21 protein-coding genes are annotated in these 22,022 nt (G+C 74.1%); 9 read left to right on the forward strand and 12 right to left on the reverse strand.

The genetic code is table 11. From position 1 onward, the window contains the following. The 3 genes from BU52_RS31440 to BU52_RS31450 form a co-directional block, all read right to left on the reverse strand. Nucleotides 1-469, reverse strand: a 469-nt coding sequence (locus BU52_RS31440) for an ABC transporter transmembrane domain-containing protein (protein ID WP_037940989.1), incomplete at its 3' end; no start/stop codon positions are given. Next, nucleotides 466-2,355: an ABC transporter ATP-binding protein gene (locus BU52_RS31445; RefSeq protein WP_078903551.1), complete on the reverse strand. Its 1,890-nt coding sequence runs from the start codon at nt 2,353-2,355 to the stop codon at nt 466-468. The genes BU52_RS31440 and BU52_RS31445, both read right to left, overlap by 4 nt. A 211-nt stretch (nt 2,356-2,566) precedes the next feature. Beyond that, nucleotides 2,567-3,040 (reverse strand): MarR family winged helix-turn-helix transcriptional regulator, encoded by a 474-nt coding sequence (locus tag BU52_RS31450; RefSeq protein WP_037940991.1) that lies wholly within the window; start codon nt 3,038-3,040, stop codon nt 2,567-2,569. A 103-nt stretch (nt 3,041-3,143) separates the two neighbouring features. Between BU52_RS31450 and BU52_RS31455 the strand changes: the two genes are divergently transcribed. Together BU52_RS31455 and mltG are read left to right on the forward strand one after the other, a co-directional pair. Then, nucleotides 3,144-4,946 carry an ABC transporter ATP-binding protein gene (locus BU52_RS31455; protein ID WP_037940993.1) on the forward strand — a complete coding sequence of 601 codons (1,803 nt, stop codon included), beginning with the start codon at nt 3,144-3,146 and terminating at the stop codon, nt 4,944-4,946. A 43-nt stretch (nt 4,947-4,989) separates the two neighbouring features. Further along, complete coding sequence (gene mltG, locus BU52_RS31460) at nt 4,990-5,835, forward strand: endolytic transglycosylase MltG (RefSeq protein ID WP_037940995.1); 846 nt, start codon at nt 4,990-4,992, stop codon at nt 5,833-5,835. Between the two features lie 18 nt (nt 5,836-5,853). Here the strand turns inward: mltG and BU52_RS31465 are convergent, their stop codons facing one another. Then, on the reverse strand, nt 5,854-6,933 hold the full coding sequence (locus BU52_RS31465) for an NAD(P)-binding domain-containing protein (protein ID WP_037940996.1): 1,080 nt from the start codon (nt 6,931-6,933) through the stop codon (nt 5,854-5,856). Nucleotides 6,934-7,016: 83 nt separating this feature from the next. On the opposite strand from BU52_RS31465, the gene BU52_RS31470 reads away from it, so the two are divergent. Next, the gene (locus tag BU52_RS31470) at nt 7,017-7,439 is read left to right on the forward strand and encodes a YjbQ family protein (protein ID WP_037940997.1); all 423 of its coding nucleotides are present in this window, start codon (nt 7,017-7,019) and stop codon (nt 7,437-7,439) included. Between the two features lie 87 nt (nt 7,440-7,526). On the opposite strand, the gene BU52_RS31475 is transcribed toward BU52_RS31470, so the two are convergent. Next, on the reverse strand, nt 7,527-10,196 hold the full coding sequence (locus BU52_RS31475) for a helix-turn-helix transcriptional regulator (protein ID WP_063830053.1): 2,670 nt from the start codon (nt 10,194-10,196) through the stop codon (nt 7,527-7,529). Between the two features lie 176 nt (nt 10,197-10,372). Between BU52_RS31475 and BU52_RS31480 the strand changes: the two genes are divergently transcribed. Then, nucleotides 10,373-10,861, forward strand: coding sequence for an ATP-binding protein (locus BU52_RS31480; protein WP_235216472.1), 489 nt, complete (start codon nt 10,373-10,375; stop codon nt 10,859-10,861). 72 nt (nt 10,862-10,933) lie between these two features. Here BU52_RS31480 and BU52_RS31485 read toward each other — a convergent pair whose 3' ends face one another. Continuing rightward, on the reverse strand, nt 10,934-11,776 hold the full coding sequence (locus tag BU52_RS31485) for a universal stress protein (RefSeq protein ID WP_200881371.1): 843 nt from the start codon (nt 11,774-11,776) through the stop codon (nt 10,934-10,936). Between the two features lie 328 nt (nt 11,777-12,104). Here BU52_RS31485 and BU52_RS31490 point away from each other — a divergent pair, with 328 nt between their 5' ends. Next, nucleotides 12,105-12,575 carry a cation:proton antiporter regulatory subunit gene (locus tag BU52_RS31490; RefSeq protein WP_037941000.1) on the forward strand — a complete coding sequence of 157 codons (471 nt, stop codon included), beginning with the start codon at nt 12,105-12,107 and terminating at the stop codon, nt 12,573-12,575. A gap of 4 nt (nt 12,576-12,579) precedes the next feature. Beyond that, the gene (locus BU52_RS31495; protein WP_037941002.1) at nt 12,580-13,818 is read left to right on the forward strand and encodes a cation:proton antiporter; all 1,239 of its coding nucleotides are present in this window, start codon (nt 12,580-12,582) and stop codon (nt 13,816-13,818) included. A gap of 39 nt (nt 13,819-13,857) precedes the next feature. On the opposite strand, the gene BU52_RS31500 is transcribed toward BU52_RS31495, so the two are convergent. Beyond that, nucleotides 13,858-14,055: a hypothetical protein gene (locus tag BU52_RS31500; protein ID WP_037941003.1), complete on the reverse strand. Its 198-nt coding sequence runs from the start codon at nt 14,053-14,055 to the stop codon at nt 13,858-13,860. A 215-nt stretch (nt 14,056-14,270) separates the two neighbouring features. Continuing rightward, complete coding sequence (locus BU52_RS31505) at nt 14,271-14,663, reverse strand: DUF5997 family protein (RefSeq protein WP_037941005.1); 393 nt, start codon at nt 14,661-14,663, stop codon at nt 14,271-14,273. Between the two features lie 58 nt (nt 14,664-14,721). Here BU52_RS31505 and BU52_RS31510 point away from each other — a divergent pair, with 58 nt between their 5' ends. Next, complete coding sequence (locus BU52_RS31510) at nt 14,722-15,483, forward strand: LysR family transcriptional regulator substrate-binding protein (RefSeq protein ID WP_037941007.1); 762 nt, start codon at nt 14,722-14,724, stop codon at nt 15,481-15,483. A gap of 16 nt (nt 15,484-15,499) precedes the next feature. Here BU52_RS31510 and BU52_RS31515 read toward each other — a convergent pair whose 3' ends face one another. Further along, on the reverse strand, nt 15,500-16,249 hold the full coding sequence (locus BU52_RS31515) for a DUF4142 domain-containing protein (RefSeq protein WP_037941008.1): 750 nt from the start codon (nt 16,247-16,249) through the stop codon (nt 15,500-15,502). Between the two features lie 288 nt (nt 16,250-16,537). Beyond that, nucleotides 16,538-17,014, reverse strand: coding sequence for an Lrp/AsnC family transcriptional regulator (locus BU52_RS31520; RefSeq protein ID WP_037941009.1), 477 nt, complete (start codon nt 17,012-17,014; stop codon nt 16,538-16,540). Between the two features lie 204 nt (nt 17,015-17,218). On the opposite strand from BU52_RS31520, the gene BU52_RS31525 reads away from it, so the two are divergent. Together BU52_RS31525 and BU52_RS31530 are read left to right on the forward strand one after the other, a co-directional pair. Continuing rightward, nucleotides 17,219-18,706, forward strand: a complete 1,488-nt coding sequence (locus BU52_RS31525) for an FUSC family protein (RefSeq protein WP_037941010.1) — start codon at nt 17,219-17,221, stop codon at nt 18,704-18,706. A gap of 92 nt (nt 18,707-18,798) precedes the next feature. Next, nucleotides 18,799-19,848 (forward strand): lactonase family protein, encoded by a 1,050-nt coding sequence (locus BU52_RS31530; RefSeq protein WP_037941012.1) that lies wholly within the window; start codon nt 18,799-18,801, stop codon nt 19,846-19,848. A gap of 61 nt (nt 19,849-19,909) precedes the next feature. Here BU52_RS31530 and BU52_RS31535 read toward each other — a convergent pair whose 3' ends face one another. Together BU52_RS31535 and BU52_RS31540 are read right to left on the reverse strand one after the other, a co-directional pair. After that, nucleotides 19,910-20,833 carry a sirohydrochlorin chelatase gene (locus BU52_RS31535; RefSeq protein ID WP_078903553.1) on the reverse strand — a complete coding sequence of 308 codons (924 nt, stop codon included), beginning with the start codon at nt 20,831-20,833 and terminating at the stop codon, nt 19,910-19,912. Nucleotides 20,834-20,917: 84 nt separating this feature from the next. Then, a complete protein-coding gene (locus tag BU52_RS31540; RefSeq protein ID WP_037941039.1) occupies nt 20,918-21,925 on the reverse strand; it encodes an N-acetylglucosamine kinase in 1,008 nt (335 codons plus the stop codon). Nucleotides 21,926-22,022 lie beyond the last annotated feature (97 nt).

The raw sequence follows: 22,022 nt of genomic DNA on the forward strand, positions 1-22,022 counted from the left end.
CCCGCATCGCGTTGCCGAGCCGGTCGATGTCGGTCGTGATCCGCGACAGCAGATCACCCGTGCCCGCCCGTTCCAGCACTCCCGGCGGCAGCCCGACCGACCGCACCAGGAAGTCCTCGCGCAGGTCGGCCAGCATCCGTTCCCCGAGCATCGCCCCGCGCAGCCGGACCTGCCGGACGAACACCGCCTGAACGGCCAGCGCGAGCAGGAAGAAGCCCGCGGTGGGTACCAGGTGCAGCTCCCGCTCCCGGTCCGAGACCCGCTCCACCAGTCCGCCCAGCAGGTAAGGGCCCACCATGGAGGCGATCACGGCGACCGTGTTCACGGTGATCAGCAGCAGGAAGGCCCGGCGGTGCCGGCTCAGCAGCTCCGCGACATAGGCGCGCACGGTCGCGGGCGCGCCCACGGGCAGCGTGCCGGCCGTGGTCGGGACCGCCGGGTCGTAGGCCGGTGGCACGACGCCGATCATGCCGTCTCCTCGATCTCTCGCAGCTCATCCAGCTCATCCAGCTCATCCAGCTCGGCCGGCTCGGCCGGCTCGGCCGGCTCGCGCAGTCCGCGCGGGCTCCGGTCGTCCCGCAACACGCCGTCGCCTTCCAGGGCGGCCTCGCCCGGCGCGGCCTCGTCCTCGGTCTCGCGGGTCACCACGGCCCGGTACCGGAGCTCGGTGCGCACCAGGTCCCGATGGCTGCCGACCGCGGCGACGGTGCCGTCGTGCAGGAACACCACCCGGTCGGCACGGTCCAGCAGCAGCGGGGACGAGGTGAACACGACGGTGGTGCGGCCCGCCCGCAGGGTGCGCACGCCCTGGGCGATCCGGGCCTCGGTGTGCGAGTCGACGGCCGAGGTGGGCTCGTCGAGGACGAGCACCTCCGGGTCCGTGACCAGCGACCGGGCCAGCGAGAGGCGCTGGCGCTGCCCTCCCGACAGGGACCGTCCGCGTTCGGTGATCCGGGCGTCCATCGGGTCGTCGGCGCCGAGTGAGCCCTGCACCAGCGCCGCCAGCACGTCCCCGCACTGCGCCGCGTCCAGTGCGTCGTGCGGGTCGACCGCGCCGGAGACGGGCACGTCGAGCAGCTCGCGCAGGGTGCCGGAGAGCAGCACCGGATCCTTGTCCTGCACCAGGACGGCCCCGCGGGCGCACTCCAGCGGCAGTTCGTCGAGGGGCACCCCGCCGAGCAGCACCGAGGTGCCCCGCTGTGCGGCGTGCCCGCCCAGTCGTTCGGCCAGCCGTCCCGCCGCGTCGGGGTCCCCGCAGACCACCGCGGTGAGCCGCCCCGCGGGGGCGAGCAGTCCGGTCGCCGGGTCGTACAGGTCACCGGCCGGGGTCTCGGCGGCCCGTGACCCCGCGGTGTCCGTGGCCCGTTCCAGGGACAGCACGTGCGCGACCCGCTTGGCCGAGGGACGCGAGAAGGAGTACGCCATCGCGATCTCCTCGAAGTGCCGGACCGGGTAGGTGAGCAGCATGACCGAGCTGTAGACGGTGACCAGTTCCCCGACGGCGATCCGGCCGTCGCGGGCCAGATGGACGCCGTACCAGACCACCGTGATCAGCAGCAGCCCCGGAAGGATCACCTGGACGGCGGCGATCAGCGACCACATCCGCGCACTGCGCACGGCGGCGTGGCGGACCTCCTGTGAGGCGCGCCGGTAGCGGTCGAGGAACAGGTCCTCGCCGCCGATGCCGCGCAGCACCCGCAGCCCGGCGACGGTGTCGGAGGCCAGTTCGGTGGCCCGTCCGGCCTTCTCGCGCTGGGCGTCCGCCCGCCGCGTGGCGCGGGGCAGCAGCGGCAGCACCGCGAGCGCCGGCACGGGCAGTCCGACCGCGACGACGACGCCGAGTGCCGGCTGGTAGACGACCAGCCCGGCGCACACCAGCGCGATGGTGACCGCGGCCGCGGTGAACCGCGACAGGGCCTCGACGAACCAGCCGACCTTCTCCACGTCACCGGTGGAGACGGCCACGACCTCGCCGGCGGCGACCCGCCGGGTCAGCGTGGAGCCCAGCGTGGCGGCCTTGCGGCCCAGAAGTTGCTGCACGCGGGCGGCGGCGGTGATCCAGTTGGTGACGGCGGCGCGGTGCAGGAAGGTGTCACCCACCGCGTTGCCCACGCAGGCCAGTGCCAGCAGGCCCCCGGCCAGCGCGAGGCGTCCGCCGGAGCGGTCGACCGCGGCCTGGACGGCGACACCGACGCAGAACGGCAGCGAGGCGACGGAGACGAAGTGCAGCAGGCCCCAGGCCAACGACGTGAGCTGCCCGGACAGCTGGTTCCGGAAGAGCCACCACAGGAAACGGGGGCCCGAGCGCGCGTCGGGCACCCCGGGGTCGGGATACGGAAGGTCTTGGATCTGCATGACGTCCCAGTGGCTCGGTCAGCGGGCGGCGGAAGGAGAAGCGGAGGGGGTCGCACCGGGCGGAGCGGTGCCCGTGCGAGGCGCGGGCATGCCTGCGCGCCGTCCGCGGACGGAAGCAGCAAACCGTGACAGGTTGGCGCCGCCGCGTACGGCGGGGCAACCGGTTTTCCACCCCCACCGCCCGGAACCGGCGACCCGGCCGGACGTCACCTCACGGACGTCGGACGGACGCGTCACGGCACGGCGGGGAGACCGTCCCGTCGACCAGGGCGTTCAGCAACTCGCCCAGCTTTTCGCGCTGTTCGTCCCCCAGCGGGGCCAGGATCTCCTCCGCCGCGGTCCGGCGCGCCGCGCGCAGTTCCCGCAGCGCCGCGCGCCCGTCGTCGGTGAGCTCGATCCGGATCACCCGCCGGTTGGCCGGATCCGGCACCCGCCGCACCTTGCCGTTCGCCTCCAGCCCGTCGACGAGCGTGGTCACCGCCCGGGGGACCACCTCCAGCCGCTCGGCCAAGTCGGCCATGCGGGGCGGTGAACCGTAGTGCGCGAGCGTGCGCAGCAGCCGTGACTGGGCAGGAGTGACACCGAGCTCGCGCCGCTCCAGATGGCGCTTCTGGATGCGGTGCACCCGGCGGGTGAGCCGGAGCAGCTGCTCGGCCAGCAGGCCGTCGGGATCGGGAGCGGTCATGCGGGAACGCTATCAGGATGCCGTTCATTGTGAGTACAGGTAACAATGGGCTCGGCTCCGCCCGCTCCGCGGCAACTCACCGGCACCCGTCCCGAAGGAGACCATGCACCCCGACCACCGACCCGACTGGACCCCGCCCGCCGACGCCGGGGAGCACCCCCGGCAGGTTCGGCGCATCCTGAAGCTCTTCCGCCCCTACCGGGGCCGCCTCGCGGTCGTCGGCCTGCTCGTCGGCGCCGCGTCCCTGGTCTCGGTCGCCACACCGTTCCTGCTGAAGGCGATCCTCGACGTCGCGATCCCCGAGGGCCGTACCGGGCTGCTGAGCCTGCTCGCGCTCGGCATGATCCTCAGCGCGGTCCTCACCAGCGTCTTCGGCGTGCTGCAGACCCTCATCTCCACGACCGTCGGCCAGCGCGTGATGCACGATCTGCGCACCGCCGTCTACGGGCGGCTCCAGCGCATGTCGCTCGCCTTCTTCACCCGCACCCGCACCGGTGAGGTCCAGTCGCGCATCGCCAACGACATCGGCGGCATGCAGGCCACCGTCACGTCCACGGCGACCTCCCTGGTCTCCAACCTCACCAGCGTGGTCGCCACCGTCGTCGCGATGCTCGCGCTCGACTGGCGGCTGACCGTCGTGTCCCTGGTGCTGCTGCCGGTGTTCGTCTGGATCAGCCGCCGCGTCGGCAACGAACGCAAGAGGATCACCACCCAGCGCCAGAAGCAGATGGCCGCGATGGCCGCCACGGTGACCGAGTCGCTCTCGGTCAGCGGCATCCTGCTGGGCCGCACCATGGGCCGCTCCGACTCCCTGACCGACGCGTTCTCGGACGAGTCGGAGCGCCTGGTCGACCTGGAGGTGCGGTCGAACATGGCCGGCCGCTGGCGGATGGCCGTCATCACCGTCGTCATGGCCGCGATGCCCGCCGTCATCTACTGGACGGCCGGCATCGCGCTGCAGACGGGTGGCCCGGAGGTCTCCATCGGCACGATCGTCGCCTTCGTCTCGCTCCAGCAGGGCCTGTTCCGCCCGGCCGTGAGCCTGCTGTCCACCGGCGTCCAGATCCAGACCTCGCTCGCCCTCTTCCAGCGCATCTTCGAGTACCTCGATCTCCCGGTCGACATCACCGAACGCGAGGACCCGGTGCGCCTCGACCGGATCAAGGGCGAAGTGCGCTTCGAACACGTCACGTTCGGTTACGACGACAAGAGCGGGCCCGTCCTCGACGGCATCGACCTCACCGTCCCTCCGGGCGGCAGCCTCGCCGTCGTGGGCCCGACCGGAGCCGGCAAGTCCACCCTGGGCCATCTCGTACCGCGGCTGTACGACGTCACGGGGGGCCGGGTCACCCTCGACGGCATCGACGTCCGCGACCTCGACTTCGACACGCTGGCCCGCGCGGTCGGCGTCGTCTCCCAGGAGACCTACCTCTTCCACGCCTCGGTGGCGGACAACCTGCGCTTCGCCAAGCCCGACGCCACCGACGAGGAACTGCACGCGGCGGCGAGGGCGGCCCAGATCCACGACCACATCGCGTCCCTGCCCGACGGGTACGACACCGTGGTCGGCGAGCGCGGCCACCGGTTCTCGGGCGGCGAGAAGCAGCGCCTGGCGATCGCCCGGACGATCCTGCGCGACCCGCCGGTCCTGGTGCTCGACGAGGCCACCAGCGCCCTGGACACCCGGACCGAGGCCGCCGTCCAGCGGGCCCTCGACGCGCTGTCGGCCGACCGCACCACGCTCACCATCGCCCATCGGCTGTCCACCGTCCGCGGTGCCGACCAGATCGTGGTCCTCGACTCCGGTCGCGCGGTCGAGCGCGGTACGCACGAGGAACTGCTCGAGCAGGGCGGACGCTACGCGGCCCTCGTACGCCGGGACGCCCAACTGGAACCGACGAAATGAAGATATGCCGGGTTTGTAGCGATATGCGGGTTACCGTGCCCGCATGCAGACGAACACTCCGTCACGGAGCACGATCCGACTGACGCGCCGGGGCCGCCTCGCCCTCGCCGCGCTCGGGGCCGTCGTGGCCGGCACCGCCGTGGCGGTGCCGCTGCTGATCATGGGCGGCGACGACGAGGCCCGTCCCACGACCCTGGTGGTCCCGGAGGGCTGGCGGGCGAGCCAGGTGTACGCCGCCATCGACAAGACCCTCGAGCTGCCCGCGGGCACCACGAAGAAGTCCCTCGCCAAGGCGGCCCTGAAGCTGCCGAACGAGGCCGAGGGCAATCCGGAGGGCTACCTCTTCCCGGCCACCTATCCGCTCCAGGAGAACGCGACCCCGCAGAAGCTGCTCGCGCGGATGGTCGACACGGCCAACAGGAAGTTCAACGGAGCCCCGATCGCCGCGGGTGCGCAGCGCAACGCGATGAACGTCTACCAGGCGGTCACCGTCGCGAGCATCGTCCAGGCGGAGGCCGCGACCAGGGCCGACATGGGCAAGGTGGCCCGGGTGATCTTCAACCGGCTCGAGCGGGGCATGCCCCTCCAGATGGACTCGACCGTCCACTACGCCCTGGGCCGCTCCGCACCCGGCACGACGGAGGCCGACACCGAGGTCGACAGCCCCTACAACTCCTACCAGCGCATGGGCCTGCCGCCGACCCCGATCGACAACCCGGGTGAGGAGGCCGTGCGCGCCGCGATCAACCCGGCCCCGGGCGACTGGCTCTACTTCGTCACGGTCAGGCCCGGCGACACCCGCTTCACCGCCGACTTCGCGGAACACCAGCGCAACGTCGCCGAGTTCGACGCCCAGCGGACGAAGTCCGGCGGACCGGCGGGGACATGACCCGGTCCGGCCCGGACATCAGGCCGCGAGGGGTTCCACCTCCGCCAGCAGCCGCCTGATGTCCCGTACCGCCGCGCGTCCCGCCCGGTTGGCCCCGACGGTGCTGGCCGAGGGGCCGTAACCGACCAGGTGGATCCGCGGGTCGGCGACCGCCCGGGTCCCCTCCACCCGGATCCCGCCGCCGGGCTCCCGCAGTCGCAGCGGGGCGAGATGGCCGACGGCGGGCCGGAAACCCGTGGCCCACAGGATGACGTCGGCCGCCACCCGGCGCCCGTCCGCCCACTCCACACCGTCCGGCGTGATCCGGTCGAACAGGGGCTGCCGGTCGAGCACGCCGTCGGCGAGCCCCTGCCGGATGGCGTCGTTGAGCGGCAGCCCCGTCACCGAGACGACGCTGCGCGGCGCCAGCCCCTGCCGCACCCGCTCCTCGACGAGCGCCACGGCCGCCCGCCCCGCCTCCTCGTCGAAGGGGCCCTCACGGAAGACCGGGGGCCGCCGCGTCACCCAGGTCGTGGCCGCCGCGTACGGGGCGATCTCCAGCAGATGCTGGGTGCCCGAGGCCCCGCCGCCCACCACGACCGCCCGCTGCCCGGCGAACGCCTCGGGCCCCGGGTACTGCGCGGTGTGCAACTGCCGCCCGCGGAACGTCTCCTGACCCGGGTGGCGCGGCCAGAACGGCCGGTCCCAGGTACCGGTGGCGTTGATCAGCGCCCGCGTCGCCCAGGTGCCGTCCGAGGTCTCCACCAGCAGCCGCCCGCCGGGCCCCTCCCGTACCGCCCGCACGTCCACCGGCCGCCGCACCCGCAGGTCGAACGTCCGCTCGTAACGGTCGAAGTACTCGCTGATCACCTCGGAGGACGCCCGCGCCGGGTCGGCGTCCGTGAGCTCCATGCCGGGCAGCGCGTGGATCCCGTGCACCTTGCCGTACGTCAGGGAGGGCCACCGGAACTGCCAGGCGCCGCCGGGGCCGGGGGAGTGGTCCAGCACCACGAAGCCCCGGTCCGGCTCGAACCCGGCCCGCCGCAGGTGGTGGGCGCCGGCCAGTCCCGCCTGCCCGGCGCCCACGACGACCACCTCGACCTCGCGCACCTCGTTCACGCTTCCACCAACAGTGCGGCGGTCGTGGATCTTCCCGCCGGCGCTCCCGCGCGAAGCCGGCCGTGTCGGCCAGGATGGAGGGCATGTCCGATGCCTTCACCACCCGAGTCCTGACCATCGCCACCGGCTCCGACGAGCGGGTCGTCGACCTCACCGGGGACTGCGAGTCCTTCCTGCGGGAGGCGGCGGCGGGCCGCGACGGCCTGCTCAACCTCTTCGTGCCGCACGCCACCGCCGGTATCGCCGTCATCGAGACCGGCGCCGGAAGTGACGACGACCTCCTGGCCGCCCTGCACACCCTGCTGCCCGCCGACGACCGCTGGCAGCACCGGCACGGCAGCCCCGGCCACGGCCGCGACCACGTCCTGCCCGCCTTCGTGCCGCCCCACGCGACGCTCCCGGTGGTCGGCGGCCGGCTGGAACTGGGCACCTGGCAGTCGGTCTGCCTGGTCGACACCAACAGGGACAACCCCGACCGCCGGGTGCGGCTGAGCTTCCTCGGCTGACCCCCGGACCAGGCTCCCCCGGCGCCTCCCGGACCGCGCGGACGCCGTCGTTCCCGCCTACGGAAGGCGGGAACGACGGACACTCGATCAATCCGCAGGCGACCCGAGGGCCCGGGCGAGCTGCTGGCGCGAGTGCACGCCGGTCTTCTGCAGGGCCCGCGCGACATGCTGCTCCACGGTGCGCGGCGAGAGGTGCAGCGTGGCGGCGATCTCCCGGTTGGACATGCCCGCCGCGGCGAGTTGCGCCACCTCCTGCTCCCGTGGTGAGAGCACGTCTCCGTACCGGGGCCGGCCGGGTGGCCGGCGCTCCGCCGCCGGCTGGTGCAGGCGCAGCTCGGCGCGGGTGCGGGCGGCGTCCCAGGTCGCGCCGAGGGCGTCGAAGGTCGAGGCGCAGTCGGCGAGGGCGGCGACGGCGCGTCCGCCGTTTCCGCCGATTGAGAGGGCGCAGCGGGCGGCGCCCGCCGACGTGAGGGCCGCGTGATAGGGCCGGGGCAGCTTCCGGTAGGCGGCGGCGCTCTCCTCGTAGCAGGCGGCGGCCTCCGCCGTCCTCCCCGTGTGCTCGGCGAGGACGGCGCGGGTCCACGCGAGGGCCGCGTCGGCCGACGGCGCGTCACGCCCCTCCAGGCCCGCGGCGAACTCCTCGGTCATCGCGGCCGCGGTGGACGTGTCCCCGGACCGCAGGGTCGCCTCGACCGCCCACGGGGCGAGTTCGGCACCCCAGGCCCAGATTCCCTTGGCGCGCAGTCGCCGCCACGCGGCGGCGGCCGCGTCGGCCGCCTCGGGGACGTCGTCGTGGGCGAGGGCGAGCCTGATCAGAGCCCCGGACGCGGTCGCCGAGATCGGCACCGGGCCGGTGTCCAGGTCGGCCGCTTCGGGGCCGGTCAGATGGTCGAGGGTGTCGGCCCACTCGCCACGGGCCAGGGCCAGCAGACCGAGGACCATGCGGGCGTCGGAGGCGAGGTAGGGCATGTCGCCGGACTCCTCGACGAAGGCCCGGCACCGCTCGGTGAGTCCCGGCCAGCGCCCGGTGGCCCAGTCGACGACGAGCGCGCAGCCCCGGCCGGTCTGCTCGGCGTAGGCGGCGCCGCTGCGCGCGGCCAGCGCGACGCCCTCGGCGAGCAGCGCGCGGGAGGTGTCGTAGTGCCCGAGCCACACGACCGCGTCCGCCGCGTTGCACAGCCCCCGGGAGGTCTGCTGGCGGCAGCCGACGAGATCACTGTCGCGGGGCAGCCGCTCGATGAGCGGCCAGGCAGCCGGATCGCCGCCGTTGAGCAGGACACTCACCCGGTTCGCGGCCACGGCCGCCTGGACCACCGGGTCGCCCGACTCCTCGGCCACCGTCACCGCCCGCTCGATCCAGGCGACGTTCTCGGCGAACGACGCGTCCGGTCCGTACGGCATCGCCAGCGCCGACATCGCCCGGGCCAGCGGGACCGGCTCGCCGCTCAGGTCGTCCACCGCGCGGGCGAGTTCGTCCCGGCCCTCCATGACCTCGCCCATCTGGTTGCACAGCAGCAACCCGAGGTCCAGGCGGATCTCGCCGCGCACCGCCGGCGCGAGCCCAGGGTCGGCGACGATGTGCCGGAGGACCGCCAGCGTCTCGTCGGAGCGCAGTCCCACCACCGCGCAGCGGGCCAGCAGCCTGGCCAGCCGGGACCGGGCCTGCTCGGGAACCGGCCCGGTGGCGAGCGCCGACTCCAGCAGGCTCGCGGCGCGCTGCTGTTCACCGGCGTCCTCGAGCTGCAGGGCCGCCCGCTCGACCGCGTGCAGCCAGCCCCGCGCGTCACCGCAGGCGCGGCGGTGGCCGGCCACGCGTTCCCACGGGACAGGCTGGCGTCTGGCGAGCAGGGCCGCGGCCCGCCGGTGCAGTGCCTCACGGGCCGGGCCGCCCGCCGCGCGGCGGGCGGCCGCCGCGGCGAGCGGTGAGCCGAAGCCGTACCGGCCGTCACCGCGGTCCTCGAGCACGGCGGCCCGCAGCGCGGCGGACAGGGCGTCGTCACCCGCCCATCCGGGCAGCCCGGCCACGACGGCGAGGTCGCGGGACGTGGCGGGCTCGTCCAGCACGGCGGCGGCGAAGACGATCGGCCGGTGCTCCTCCGGCACGGCGGCCGTACGCCGCAGGACGAGGGCGTCGAGCCGGGGAGGTACGTCGAGCCGGCCGAGTTCCGGGGCGAGCGGCCGCCCGGCGGCGGGAAGGGCGGCCAGCAGGTCGAGCAGATCCGCGACCGTCTGGGCGACCCCGCCGGAAGCGCGGTGCAGGGCGGCGGCCAGCCCCGGCGTGCAGCGGTCCGCTCCCAGCACCGAGACCGCCGCCCGCTGCACCTCGGTCAGGTCGAGCGGCCCCAGAACATGCCGTACGACGGTGAGGGCGGCCGGGAAGTCGGTGTCGGGCCCGAGGACCAGCCCCGGTGCGGGGAGCTCCTCGGGGCGGTAGCTCAGCACGCACGCGAAGTGGGCGGGCGGGTCGGCGAGCAGAGCGCGCAGCCGGGCGGTGTCGTCGGCCGGCGCCCGGTGCACGTCCTCGACGACGAGCAGTTCCGGTCCGGCGCCGGCCGGCGGCTCACCGGGTGCCGTCCGGCGAGCCGAGCCTGCCACCGCCGCCGAGAGCCGGTCCACCAGACGGCTCTTGCCGGTGCCCGCCGCGCCCTCGACCAGCAGCAGCACCGGCCGGCCGGCTCCCCGGGGGTCGAGCGCCGACGCGAGTCGTCCGCGCAGCGCCGTCTCGGCTTCGTCCCCCGTCCCAGCGCCGTCCGGCATGGTTCGTCACCCCGTTCCACGCGTGTCCTCGGTTGTTTGCGTATCCGTACTCAGTCTGCCCTGATTGCCGGGCACCGCGGACGACGGGCAGCGTGGAGCACGTAAGGTCCCGCGGTCCCGGGTGGACCGGTGGGCCCCGCCGCCGACCAGGTCGGCTGCGCAGCTAGGAGTCCGGCGTGACAAGAGTGACTGATCCGAGCCCGGTCGGGGCGGCCTTCGGGGCGGTCGGGCCGACGGGAGGCGAACGGCCCCAGGAGACGGTGTCGCCGCGCACCGGTGGCTTCCTCGTCGCCGCCGTCCTTCCGGCCTGTCCGCGATCCGTGCCGCGGCTGCGGCGGCTGGCACGGGCGGTGGTCCGCAGCCACCGGCTGTCCGAAGCGGCGGAGGAGGCCCTCACGGTGATCGTGAGCGAACTGGGCACCAACGCCGTCCTGCACAGCGGCAGCCCCGACCTCGAGGTGATGTTCGAGGTCGACGACACCTCCCTGACCGTGGGGGTGCGCGACGGCGGGCGCTGGCGGCAGCGCCCCGCGCCCCGCTGCGAGCCGGCCGACATGGACGCCCCCTTCGGCCGCGGACTCGCGCTGGTCGACGCCTACTCCGTGGACACCTCGGTGCGGTGTTCCGCCGAGGGCACCCTGGTGCGCGCCGTGATCGCCCTGTGAGCCCGCCACGCCCGGCGTGCGCGACGCCGAGGGGGTGAGGGCCGTGCGCGGCACGGGACCCGGCAGGCTGCCTCAGCCGCCGCCCTCCGCGCGGACGACGGTGACCGGGCAGTCGGCGTGGTACAGCAGCGCCTGGCTGACCGAGCCGAGCAGCATCCCCGTGAAGCCGCCGTGCCCGCGCGCCCCGGTCACCACCAGCTGTGCCTCACGCGCCGCGTCCAGCAGCGCGTGACGTACCCGGGCCCGCTCCACGCGGAACTCCACGGCGACCTCCGGACGGGCGGCCCGCCACGGTGCCACCGCCTCCTCCGTCAGCCGCCGGTGCCGCTCCTCGAGCCGGTCGAGATCCACCACCACGCCCAGCGGGTCGGCCGGACCCTCGTACGGCGTCGGCTCGCTCCAGGTGTTCCACACGTGCATCGCGACGAGCGGAGCCCCGCGCAGCGCGGCCTCGGCGAACGCGAAGGACGCCGCCGCGTTCCCGGCCGGAGAGCCGTCCACCGCCAGCAGGACCGGGCCCCGCGGATCCTCCCGGCCCCGGACCACCATCAGCGGGCCGTGCCCGTGCGCGGCGAGCTGGACGACCGTCGAGCCCAGCAACAGCCCACCGAACCCGGTACGGCCCCGCTCGCCGACCACCGTCAGCACCGCGTGCGCGGACTCGCTCCGCAGCACCGTCAGCGTCTCACCGGACGCCACGGTCCGGGCGATCTCCAGCCCCGGAGACCGGTCACGGGCGCGCTGCTCGGCCTGCGCCAGCACCCCCTGGACCATCGGATCCAGGTCGGTGGGGCGGCTGAAGGCGTGCACGATCCGAAGCCGTCCACCGCGCAGCCGCGCCTCCCACGCCGCGACGTCGACCGCGGCGAGACTGGACGGCGAGCCGTCCACTCCGACGATCACCGTGTCGTCCACAGCACACTCCCGTCCCCGGCTCCACGCTTCCGTCCCCGGAGACGACTCCGAGTACCCATGGCGGACGGCACGTACCCGCCCTCACCCCGCCCCCGTTCGTGGGAAGTGCTCCCCGCCCGGCGGCGACACGGTGTCCCCCGGGCATCCTCCTGCTTGCTCCGGAGCCCCGTCCCTCCGTGACAACACCCATGTTCCGGCCGATCGGCGGGATGGCACCATTACCCCCGTGGGGGTGGATCACCGTGCCGTGCGACGGCCGGTCAGGCACCCCGTCTCGGACGACCTACGGAAAGAATCGGGAAGGGGACGGGCTGTGCCTGCTCCACGGATGAGCGCGACGCCGCTGCCGGGCATCGGCGTGAAATACGACCTCACCACGCGTGAGCACGAGCACCTGTCCGTGATCGCGCACCGCGACGGTGCCCGCACGGTCAACGTCTACCGTTCCGACGACCCGGACGCCTGCGCCCGGTCCCTGCGTCTGACGGTCGCCGAGTCGGCCGCGCTCATCGACGCGCTGATGCCCGCCCACCACAGTCCCAACCTGCTGCACACCACCGACCTGGGGCTGGTCGCCGAGCGCATCGAACTGTCCTCCGTGTCCCACTGGAACGGCCGGCTGCTGGGGGAGACCCGCATGCGCACCGACACCGGTGCGTCCATCGTGGCGGTGCTGCGCCGTGCGGAGGCCATCCCGTCCCCCGCGCCGGACTTCCGGCTGGCCGGCGGGGACACCCTGATCGTGATCGGCACCCGCGAGGGCATCGAGGCCGCCGCCGAGATCCTCGGGCGGGAGTGAGCGCGTGCACTCTTCCGCGATCTTCCTGATCGAGTTCGGCGCGATCATCCTCGGTCTCGGTCTGCTGGGACGTCTCGCCGGACGCCTTCAGTTCTCCCCCATCCCCCTCTATCTGCTGGCCGGTCTCGCGTTCGGCGAGGGCGGGCTGCTGCCGCTCGGCGCGAGCGAGGAGTTCGTCGCGATCGGCGCCGAGATCGGCGTGATCCTGCTGCTGCTGATGCTCGGCCTGGAGTACACGGCCAGCGACCTCGTCTCCAACCTCAAGACCCAGTACCCGGCCGGTCTCGTGGACATGGCGCTGAACGCCCTGCCCGGCGCCGCCCTGGCCCTGCTCCTCGGCTGGGGCCCGGTCGCCGCGGTGGTCCTGGCCGGTGTCACCTGGATCTCCTCCTCCGGCGTCATCGCCAAGGTCCTCGGGGATCTCGGACGGCTCGGCAACCGGGAGACCCCCGTCATCCTCAGCATCCTGGTGCTCGAGGACCTGGCCATGGCCGTCTACCTGCCGATCATCACCGCCCTGCTGGCCGGCGTCAGTCTCGCCACGGGCAGTGTCACCCTGGCCATCGCGCTGGGCGTCGCCGGGCTCGTGCTGTTCGTCGCCGTCCGCTACGGCCGGGTGATCTCCCGCTTCGTCTCCAGCGACGACCCGGAGAAGCTGCTGCTGGTCGTGCTGGGGCTCACCCTGCTGGTCGCGGGACTGGCCCAGCAGCTGCAGGTGTCGGCGGCCGTGGGCGCGTTCCTGGTGGGCATCGCCCTGTCCGGGGAGGTCGCCGAGGGCGCGCACAACCTGCTGGCGCCGCTGCGGGACCTGTTCGCCGCGGTGTTCTTCGTCTTCTTCGGCCTGCACACCGACCCGCAGTCCATCCCGCCGGTGATCCTGCCCGCCTTCGCGCTCGCCGTCGTCACCGCGCTGACGAAGATCGCCACCGGGTACTGGGCGGCCCGCCGGGCCGGGATCTCCCCCAAGGGCCGCTGGCGCGCGGGCGGCACGCTCGTCGCCCGCGGCGAGTTCTCCATCGTCATCGCCGGTCTCGCGGTCACCGCCGGCATCGAACCGGACCTCGGCCCGCTGGCCACGGCGTACGTCCTGGTCCTGGTCGTCCTCGGCCCCCTCACGGCGCGCTACACCGAGCCGATCGCCCTGTGGCTGGATTCCCGTCGTACGCCGGCGCCCGACGCCGTGCCCGCACAGGGCGCGACGCCGGCCGCGGAGACGCTGGAACCGGTGGAGGACAGGGACTAGGAGGGGCTGAAGATCTTGCCGGGAGACCGGCCAAGATCTTCAGTGCCCTCCTGGCCAGTTCTCCAGCCGCACCGGCATCAGCAGGGAGAACGTGTGCGGGTCGTCCGGCCGTCGGATCGCGAGGGGCGCGGTGGGCGTGCCGAACTCGAGGACCAGCCGGTCGCCTGCCCCCGCCGCGACCGCGTCCAGCAGGAACGCGCGGTCGACGGCGACGAGATCCGGGCCGTCGGGTCCCACCCCGGGCACGGTCGGCTGCGCCGCTGCCGGCGCGTGCGGCCATGCTGATGGATGTTTCCACCCACCGGAAGGGGTGGCGCGGGCCGGCGTTCTCGCCGCGGCCGAGGCCGGCGGCGCCCGCCCGGCCGGCCGACGACGACACCCCCGGACCGGGAGAACCGGCCGGGGGTGGGCGAACGCGGTACGCCCGGGTGACCCGGGCCCCGCGCGTCGTGTCAGCCGCCGCTCCGCGCCCGCTCCTCGTTCCGCTTCTTGATGCGTGCCGCCTCCTTGCGGACCTCGGCCTGGGTGGCGCGCTCCCGCTCCAGCCACTCGGGGCGCTCCTGCTTCAGCGTCTCGATCTGCTCGGTGGTGAGGGCCTCGGTGACCCCGCCGCGCGCGAGACCGGCGATGGACACGCCGAGCTTCGCCGCGACCACCGGCCGGGGATGGGGTCCGTCACGCCGAAGGTCCCGCAGCCACTGCGGCGGATCCGTCTGGAGCGCGTCGAGTTCGGCGCGGGAGACGACACCCTCCCGGAAGTCGGCGGGGGTGGCGTCGAGGTACACACCCAGCTTCTTCGCCGCGGTCGCGGGCTTCATCGTCTGGGTGCTCTGGTGCTGCGTCATGGCGTCCAGGGTATCGAGCGTGTGCGCGACCGCCGACCACGGCCGGTAACCTGGCGGGGTGACAGCCTCGGAAGTGTCCCCCTCGTTCCGGCTCGTGTACGTACCCGGGGTGATGCCCGACAAATGGGTGCGCGTCTGGAGCGAGCGGCTGCCCGACGTCCCGCTGGCCCTCACCCAGGTGCCCGCCGCGGCGGCGCAGGGACTGCTGCTGGGCGGGGAGGCCGACGCCGGCCTCGTCCGGCTGCCCGTCGACCGCACGGTCCTCAGCGCCATCCCCCTCTACACCGAGCAGACGGTCGTCGTCGTGCCGAAGGACCACCTCGCCACCGCGGCCGACACGGTGTCACCCGAGGACCTGGCCGACGACATCGTGCTGCACCCCCTCGACGACGTCCTCGCCTGGGAGGAGCTGCCCGGACGGCCCGCCCTGGAACGTCCCGCCACCACCGCCGACGCGGTCGAACTCGTCGCGGCCGGGATCGGCGTGCTCGTCGTCCCGCTCTCGCTCGCCCGGCTGCACCACCGCAAGGACCTCACCCACCGGCCGCTCGAGGACGCTCCCGAGTCGAGCGTCGCGCTGGCCTGGCCCGAGGCGGCGACCACGGATCAGGTGGAGGACTTCATCGGGATCGTCCGCGGCCGGACCGTCAACAGCACCCGCGGCCGCGCCCGGCCGGAGCAGGAGAAGAAGCGCGAGCGCGAGCGCGCCGACACGGGCGGCGCCCGGCGCCGGCAGCCGGCCGGCGGCCGGGGCCGCCGCTCGGGCACCGGCGGCACGACGAAGAACCCGCGGCGGGGCAGGCCCCGCCGCGGGTCGTGACCGTAGGGGTTCGCCGCTACTTGATCGTCGAGGACGGCGACGGCGCCGGGGATGCCGTGTTGAGGTCCTCCAGCCCCTTGGGGATCTCCAGCGCGAGGACCTGTGCGCCCGGCTGCGGTGCCGGCGGCGTCACCGCCTCCTGCGGCATCTTGGGCGGGCTGGTCTGCTGGAAGTTGACCTGCTCGTGATTGACCAGCCCCGTCTTCTCCAGCACCGTGATGTGGTCGAGCACCGTGTCGTTGGCCTGGTCGGCGAGCTGCCGGATCATGGTGTTCCTGGTGTTGGCCCGGATGTTGGCGATGGCCGGGAAGATCTGCCCGTGCGTCACGCGCATGATGTTCACCGCCGTGGAGTCGAACTCCTTGCCGTTGGTGGCCTTCACCGTCTCCACGAATCCCTGCTGCTGCGGAGACGCCACGTTCGGCAGCGTGATGCCGAGCTCCACGGAGATCTTGCGGCAGCTGGCGTCGAGCCGGCCGTGACCGACGACCAGGTGCTCGCCCGCCTCCTTCATCTCCGGCGTCGTCCCCCGCTCCATCGCCAGCAGGCCCAGGGGGTGCTCCCACAGACCGGCCGCGCGCACCTTCACCACGAAGTCGCGGTCCGCCTCGGTCAGCGGGCCGTAGTTGGTGTTGGCCACCACCCGGTCCGGCTTGGTCGATGTGTTCTGAACGCCCAGCATGGTGGGGTAGGCGAGCGCGGTGAGGGTGAGGATCATGGCTCCGCCCACGAACGCGGTTCCTGCCGTGCTGCGCGAGATGCGCATCGTGCCTCCTGGGATATCAACGGCCCAACAGCAGGAAGTACGGACGGGAGGCGCGAGTCAATCACCGTTCGGGAAAGAAATTCCGGTCGCGTCGCGGGGACCGCACGTGGGTCCCGGCGAGGACACGCCGACGGCGGGCACCGTCAGGAACGCCGGGCGGAGTCCGTCAGCCAGGCGTGCGCGGCCCGCGCCGTGAATGCGGCCTGCCCGCCGCGCACCAGCAGGCCGGTGGTGGCCAATTCCGGGGCACCGGCCTGCGTGGCGACGTGGGGAACGGCGATGCAGGGTTCACCTCCGTGCCGTCCGGCCGATGGACTCCACCAGCGGCAGCAGCCGGTGCGGAACGCGCTCACGCAGAGCCACCTCACTGCGCGTGCGCACCACCCCGGGCAGGCCGATCAGCTTCTGGATCACGTCCTCCAGATGCGCGTTGTCGCGCGCGACGACCCTGGTCAGCAGGTCACCGCCGCCGGTGATGGAGAACGCCTCGACGATCTCCGGTACGGCGGCCAGTGCCTCGCCCACCTCGTCCAGGTGTCCCTGGGTGACCTCGATGTGCACGAAGGCCAGCACGGGGTGGCCCAGCGCGGCGGGGGAGAGGGCGGGTCCGGTGCCGGTGATCACGCCCTCGCGCTCCATACGGTCCAGACGGGCCTGCAGGGTGCCCCGGGCGACCCCGAGGATCCGCGCGTACTCCCGCACGCTGGTGCGCGGCTGCTCCAGCAGCAGTCGCAGGATGCGGGTGTCCAGCTCGTCCACGGCCATGGGGCATCAGGTCCAGGTGTCGGCCATTGGCACGTCGATGGCCGTAGATGTGCCGTAAACACTGTACCAATGGCTCACTCCTACGAGTGCCGGTTGAGCCACTGGCGGGGGAGATGCTGATATGGATCCGTCGATGGCGCTGCGGACCCCGCGGCGCCTTTTTCGTGCCACGGCACACGAACGAATCCCAGGGGGCGGTAAGCGGTGCTGAAGAGGGTGTTCATGGCTCCGGACCCGGGCCGGATCCGGCTGCGCTTCGCGGCGCGGGCGGTGCTCGGCATCGGGCTGGCCGTCGTCGTCTGCGGCCTGACCGGACAGTCGCTCACGGGGGTCGTCACCGGTGGGCTCGCCGCCCTGCTCGCCCTGTTCACCGTCACCGACGCCACGGTCCGCGGCCAGGCCGTCACGACGGCGCTGCTGCCCGCCGCCGGCCTGCCGGTGCTCGCCGCCGCGGCCCTGCTGCACGACCACCCGGTGGCGCGCGACCTGACCTTCCTCGCCGTCGTCGGGCTGGGTGTGTACGCGCGGCGCTGGGGCCCCCGCGGGCACAGCCTCGGCGTCTTCGCCTTCATGACGTACTTCGTGGCCCAGTTCCTGCACGCGGAGACGGCCCAGCTCCCCGGGCTGTCCGCCTCCGTCCTGCTGTCCGTGCTCACCGCGGCCGCGGTGCGCTTCGGGCTGTGGTGCTACGAGCGCCGGCTGCCCCCCGCGGTCGTGCCGGCGCCGCCCGCCGGCACCGGACTGGCCCGGGTGACCACCCGCCAGGCGGTCCAGGCGACCGCCGGCGCGGGCTTCGCCCTGGTCGTGGGCCAGCTGGTGTCGGGGCAGCGCTGGTACTGGGCCGTGGGAGCCACCTGGTGGGTCTTCGTCAACACCACCTCACGCGGCGAGACCCTGGTCCGCGGCTTCCGGCGGGTGCTGGGCACGGTCATCGGCATCGGCCTGGCGATGTTCGTCGCCGTACCCGCGCACGGGGAAGGGCTGCTCACGGCGCTGGTCGTCGGCGTCTGCGTGTTCGGCATCTTCTACACCGCCGCCGTGTCCTACACCTGGATGATGCTCTGGGTGACGGTGCTCGCGGCCATGCTCTACGGCCTGCTCGGCGTGCTGTCCCCCGGACTGCTGGCGCTGCGGTTCGTGGAGACCGGGGTCGGCGCGCTCGGCGCCGCGCTGGCGGTGGCCTTCGTCCTGCCGGTGACCACGCACAGCGTCACCGACGCCTGGATCCAGCGGGCCCTGCGCTGTGTCCACGCCTGCACCGCCGAGGCCGGCGCCCGGCTGGCCGGGAGGGCGGACGCCGACCCGGCGCCGATGGTGGCGGAGCTGGAGGAGCTCCTCGCCCGGGTGCGCCTCTCGGTCGCGCCGCTGGTGCACCCGCTGAACCCCCTGCTCGGCCGCAAGCGGCGCGCCCGCCGGGTGCTCGCCCTGCTCGACGACTGCGCCCGGGAGATCCGCGGCCTGGTGGCGGTCGCCGCCGACCCGGAGGCCTCGCACGACGCCCGGCTCGCCGCCGCCTGCTGGCGGGTGGAGGCCGCGGTCGAGGCGCTCACCGGCGGCCGGGACATCGCGGTACGGACGGCCCCGGTGGTCTCGGAGCCCGCCCTGGCCCACCTCCACGGCCTGGAACGCGCCCTCGCGGAACTGGCCGCACCACTGCGGACACCCCCCGGCTCCCCGCTGGTCGGCGCCTGACGCCCGGCACGACCTCTCGGCCGATTGGTCCAGACCTTGCCCGGTGAGCTGCTACCGTCACCCCGGTCGGCAGCGGACGAGAGGGGACAGTCGTGGCGGACGGCGGGCGGCGGGCGTTCATCGGGTCGTTCACGGCGGCGGGGGGCCCGGGCATCGTCACCGCGGCCGTCACCCCGGGCAGCGGCGCGCTGACCGCCGTGAGCACGGTGAACGCCGTACCCGATCCGTCCTGGCTGGCCCTGTCGCCGGACGGCCGCATGCTGTACGCGGTCAGTGAGACGGCCGAGGGCGCGGTGGCCGCTTTCCGCGTGACCGGCGACGGCCCGGAACCGGCCGGGACCGCGGTCCCGGTGTGCGGCGGCGGGCCGACCCACCTGAGCCTCTTCGCCGGCCACCTCCTCACCGCGAACTACGGTTCCGGCAGCGTCAGCGCCGTACCGGTCCGTCCGGACGGCGGTCTCGGGCGTACCGTCTCCGGAGTGCTCCGGCACACCGGATCCGGCCCCCACCCGCAGCGCCAGCAGGGCCCGCACGCCCACCAGGTGCAGCCCGACCCGAGTGGCCGCTGGGCGGTCTGCGTCGACCTCGGCACCGATTCGGTACGGGTGTTCACCCTGACGGACGGCGCCCCCGTGCCGCACCGGGAGATCGCCCTGCGCCCGGGCTCGGGGCCGCGCCACCTGGCCTTCCACCCGCACGGTGCGTACGCGTACGTCCTCAACGAGCTCAGCCCCTCCCTCGTCGTCTGCCGCTGGGAGGCCGTCGAGGGCGGCTTGCGGCCGCTCGCCGAGATCCCGGTCCTGCCGGGCACCCCGGCCGGCGACGCCTACCCCTCCGGTGTGGCCGTCTCGTCCGACGGCCGCTTCGTGTGGACCGCGACCCGCGGGGAGGACGTCCTGTCCGTGTTCGCGGTCGAGGGGGACGGCGACGTCCTGACCCCCCGCACCACCGTGTCCTGCGGCGGGCGCTGGCCCCGTGCGATCACCGTCTGTGACGGTGTCCTGTATGTCGCGAACGAGCGCTCCGGGGACGTGACCTGGTTCTCGCTCGACCCGGAAACGGGTGTGCCGCGGCGCGGCGGCTCGATGCCGGTGCCCGCCGCGACCTGCGTGGTCACCGGCCGGCCCGCGTCCGACTCATGACGAAGGGCCCGCCCCGGAGTCCGGGGTGGGCCCTTTCGGCGTCCTGCGTAGGCGCGGTGCCTCAGTGGGCGGGCGTGCTCTGCGCCTGCTGAGGGGCGATGCCCAGCGCGGTCGTGTACTTGGCCAGGGCCAGCTTGCCGATCGCCGGGTAGGGACCGAGCGCCTCGGCGGCGGAGCAGCCCGCCTCCTTCGCGGCCTCCTCGATCAGGCTCGCGTCGATCTCCGGGCCGATCAGGTACGGCGCCAGCGCCAGCTGCTGCGAACCGGAGCCGCGCAGCTGCTCGGCCACGGAGGCGATGGAACCCTCCTGGTCGAGAGCCGCGGCCATGACCGGTACGGCGAGCCGCGCGGCGAGCAGCATGCCGGTGATCCCGGCCGCCTGCACGGCCTCGTCACCGCCCACGGAGGCCAGGATGATGCCGTCCGCGGCGGTGGCCACGGTGAACAGACGGGCACGGTCGGCGCGGGCCAGACCGGCCTCGGACAGCCGCACGTGCAGCGCCTCGGCGAGCAGCGGGTGCGGACCCAGCACATCGGTCAGCTCGGCGGCGACACGGCTGTCCATCACGGCCTGGCGCACCTGGCGCAGCAGGGAGCTGTCCGGGCCGGCGAGCAGGGGCACGACGACGGCGACCGGGCCGTCGGGCTCGTTGACGTCCATACCGGCGGCGCGGGCCTGCTCGAAGCGGGCCGTGCGCTCCCCGGCCGCGTGCGCGAGGACGGACGTCAGGGTGGGGAACTCCTCGCCGTCGCCGTCGAGATAGCCGATCCGGGCGTCCAGGCCGGGCAGCTCGGAACGGGCGATGCTCACGACCTCGTCGGCGAGGGAACGGGTGGCACTACTGGGCGTACCCGGCACGGCGAGAACGAGCGCGGGCGCGTCCTCGGGAGCCACCAGGGGTTCGGGACGGCGGTGCCGTCCGGGCTGGCGGGGGCGCGGCATTCGTACGGGCAGGCCGGACGCGGGCCCAGTGGGGGTGCTCATGTTGCGGCATGTTAGTGGCTTCCTGGGCTCCCCTGTTCGGGGAGGGGGCAGGTGAGCGGTATCCGTCCGGTTTTGTCTGATGGGTTACGTAAGGGCGTCGGCTGCGCGAGCGGCGTCGTCACCTTCCGGGGCCGTCAGGCTCAGCAGGGCGGCGTCACCCGGAAGGGTGAACGAGCCGATGATGAGGTCCTCCGCGATACGCACCGCCCCGTGCAGCGGGTCCCCCTCCGCCGTGATACGCCGGGCCCGCGGCAGCCGCTTCGACAGCTCCTCGTCCACGAGGCCGGTCAGGTCGGCACCCATACGGAACAGGCCCCCGGTCACACCGACGGCCGGCTCGCCCTCCGCCGGACACACCGCCGCCGCGGAGTCGGCCATGTGCCGGGCCGCCGCCCGCAGGACGGCCACGGCGACCGGATCGCCGCCGGCCGCGCACTCGCCCACCCGGGGCGCGAAGGACGCGAGCACGGCCGGCCGGTCGGCCCGCGGATACAGCCGGCCGGGCAGGCCGGCCGCGGGCCCGAACATGTCCTCGGCGCTCGCCAGCAGCCGCGCGGAGCCGCCCTCCCGCCCGTCATGGGCGCGCAGCGCCGCCTCCATGCCGGCGCGCCCGATCCAGGCGCCGCCGCCGCAGTCCCCCAGCAGGTGCCCCCAGCCGTCCGCCCGCCGCCAGCGCGTCAGATCGGTGCCGATCGCGATGAGGCCCGTGCCGGCGGCGATCACCGCACCGGGCCGGGGTCCGAGGGCACCGACGTACGCGGTGACCGCGTCGGCGGCCAACGCCACCCTGCGCACGCCCAGTTCACGAATCAGTGAGGCCGGCAGCTCCGCGCGCAGGGCGCCCCCCAGACTGGCCATCCCGGCCGCGCCGACCACCGCCGTGTCCAGCCGGCCGACGCCCGCCTCGGCGCACAGGGCCCGGGCCATCGGCAGCAGTTGCTCCAGGAGGTCGTCCGGGTCGATGCCCCGAGCCCCGGTGCGCACCGGTTCCCCCGACGCGGCCCGGGCCAGCGGCCCGCGCCCACCGGCGCCGACGACGACCCGCAGGCCGGAACCCCCGGAGTCCACGGCGAGATAGCCGGGCCCCGTCACGGCAGCCACCGGTCCGCGTCCTCACCGGCCGAGGGTTCTTCGTGCTCCGGGCGTCCGGGGCAGGGGGTGGAACGGTCTTGGCGACGGCCGTCGGGCG

Source organism: Streptomyces toyocaensis (assembly GCF_000725125.1).
Lineage (GTDB): Bacteria > Actinomycetota > Actinomycetes > Streptomycetales > Streptomycetaceae > Streptomyces > Streptomyces toyocaensis.

Bases quoted from the DNA above. Each gene is read 5' to 3' on its own strand.
- BU52_RS31455 (WP_037940993.1), top strand. From the start codon at position 3,144: ATGCACCCCGACCACCGACCCGACTGGACCCCGCCCGCCGACGCCGGG.
- BU52_RS31490 (WP_037941000.1), top strand. From the start codon at position 12,105: ATGAGCGCGACGCCGCTGCCGGGCATCGGCGTGAAATACGACCTCACC.
- BU52_RS31505 (WP_037941005.1), bottom strand. From the start codon at position 14,663: ATGACGCAGCACCAGAGCACCCAGACGATGAAGCCCGCGACCGCGGCG.
- BU52_RS31470 (WP_037940997.1), top strand. From the start codon at position 7,017: ATGTCCGATGCCTTCACCACCCGAGTCCTGACCATCGCCACCGGCTCC.
- mltG (WP_037940995.1), top strand. From the start codon at position 4,990: ATGCAGACGAACACTCCGTCACGGAGCACGATCCGACTGACGCGCCGG.
- BU52_RS31535 (WP_078903553.1), bottom strand. From the start codon at position 20,833: ATGAGCACCCCCACTGGGCCCGCGTCCGGCCTGCCCGTACGAATGCCG.
- BU52_RS31450 (WP_037940991.1), bottom strand. From the start codon at position 3,040: ATGACCGCTCCCGATCCCGACGGCCTGCTGGCCGAGCAGCTGCTCCGG.
- BU52_RS31515 (WP_037941008.1), bottom strand. From the start codon at position 16,249: ATGCGCATCTCGCGCAGCACGGCAGGAACCGCGTTCGTGGGCGGAGCC.
- BU52_RS31475 (WP_063830053.1), bottom strand. From the start codon at position 10,196: ATGCCGGACGGCGCTGGGACGGGGGACGAAGCCGAGACGGCGCTGCGC.
- BU52_RS31445 (WP_078903551.1), bottom strand. From the start codon at position 2,355: ATGCAGATCCAAGACCTTCCGTATCCCGACCCCGGGGTGCCCGACGCG.
- BU52_RS31520 (WP_037941009.1), bottom strand. From the start codon at position 17,014: ATGGCCGTGGACGAGCTGGACACCCGCATCCTGCGACTGCTGCTGGAG.